Origin of the sequence: Pseudomonas sp. CJQ_9 (assembly GCF_043106615.1) — a bacterium.
GTDB classification, from domain to species: Bacteria; Pseudomonadota; Gammaproteobacteria; order Pseudomonadales; family Pseudomonadaceae; genus Aquipseudomonas; species Aquipseudomonas juntendi.
Genome location: NZ_JBICMS010000088.1, coordinates 1 through 1,936 on the forward strand (window position 1 = coordinate 1; position 1,936 = coordinate 1,936).

At 59.0% G+C, this 1,936-nt stretch carries 1 protein-coding gene; it reads left to right on the top strand.

All coding sequences use genetic code 11. The features are described from left to right. Positions 1-1,936: immunoglobulin-like domain-containing protein (locus tag ACF8SD_RS17670; protein WP_392546468.1), on the top strand; the 1,936-nt coding region annotated here is incomplete at both ends.

Below are 1,936 nucleotides of genomic sequence, written 5' to 3' on the forward strand. Positions count from 1 at the left end.
GGTGCCACCCTGACCTTCGCGGCAGGCGAGACCACGAAGTCCTACGCCGCTCCGGCGCAGGGCGATGACGTGTTCAAGGATGAAGGCAAGATCACTGTCAGCATCACCAAGGCCGAAGTGGTCGGTGAGCAACTGGAAAATCTGCAGATCGGCGAGCCTGCTACCGTTGCGGTCACCGATACGCAGAGCCCAGTGACTGCTCAGCTCACTGTGGATAACACCACAGTGGCCGAAGGCGGCAAGATCACCTACACCGTGACTCTGGTCAGCGCTGATCCGAGCCTGCCAGTGACCAACCATAAGGGCCTGACCTTCACCCTGACTGACGGCACCACGGTGACCGTCAAGGCAGGCGAGGCCACCGGTTCGGTTACCGTCACTGCGCCAGACAACGTCTACGTCAACGATCCGGTCACCATCACTCAGGGCCTGACCAAGGTTGAAGGCGCTGGCGCCGATCAGTTCGAACAACTGAATCTGGGCAAAGATACCGTCAGCACGGTAGTCACCGATGAGCCGGGCACCCCTGGCAACCCAGGCGGCAACAACGAAGGCGACTTGGTCAAGGTCACCATCGCTGCCGATCAGCTGTCTGTGAATGAGGCTACTGAGCCTACCTTCACCGTCACTTTGAACAAGGCGCTCGACAAGCCGTTCACCGTGACCCTGAGCACTGGTGCCACCCTGACCTTCGCAGCGGGCGAGACCACCAAGTCCTACGCCGCTCCGGCGCAGGGCGATGACGTGTTCAAGGACGAGGGCAAGATCACTGTCAGCATCACCAAGGCCGAAGTGGTCGGTGAGCAACTGGAAAATCTGCAGATCGGCGAGCCTGCTACCGTTGCGGTCACCGATACGCAGAGCCCAGTTACTGCTGAACTGTCGGTAGACAACACTACCGTCGCTGAAGGCGGCAAGATCACCTACACCGTGACCCTGGTCAGCGCTGATCCAAGCTTGCCAGTAACCAACCACAAAGGTCTGACCTTCACGCTGACTGACGGGACTACTGTGACCGTCAAGGCAGGCGAAGCCACCGGTTCGGTTACTGTCACTGCGCCAGATAACGTTTATGTAAACGATCCAGTGACCATCACCCAAGGCCTGACCAAGGTCGAAGGCGCTGGCGCTGATCAGTTCGAGCAACTGAATCTGGGCAAAGATACTGTCAGCACGGTAGTCACCGATGAGCCTGGCACTCCAGGCAATCCAGGTGGCAATAACGAAGGCGATCTGGTCAAGGTCACCATCGCTGCGGATCAGCTGTCCGTGAATGAGGCTACTGAGCCAACCTTCACCGTTACCTTGAACAAGGCGCTCGACAAGCCATTCACCGTAACCCTGAGCACTGGTGCGACCCTGACCTTCGCGGCAGGTGAAACCACCAAGTCCTACGCCGCTCCGGCGCAGGGCGAGGATGTGTTCAAGGACGAAGGCAAGATCACTGTCAGCATCACCAAGGCCGAAGTGGTCGGTGAGCAACTGGAAAACCTGCAGATCGGCCAGCCTGCGTCCGTAGCTGTGACCGATACGCAGAGTCCGGTGACTGCCCAGCTCACTGTGGATAACACCACAGTGGCCGAAGGCGGCAAGATCACTTATACCGTGACGTTGGTCAGCGCTGATCCAAGCCTACCAGTGACCAACCACAAAGGCCTGACCTTCACCCTGACTGACGGCACCACCGTGACCGTCAAGGCAGGCGAGGCCACCGGTTCGGTTACCGTCACTGCGCCAGACAACGTCTACGTCAACGATCCAGTCACCATCACCCAAGGCCTGACCAAGGTCGAAGGCGCCGGCGCTGATCAGTTCGAACAACTGAACCTGGGCAGCACCAAAGTCAGCACAGTGGTAACCGACGAACCGTCTGGCCAAGGCGACCTGGTCAAGGTCAGCATCGTTGCCAACCAGTCTTCGGTCAACGAAGCCACTG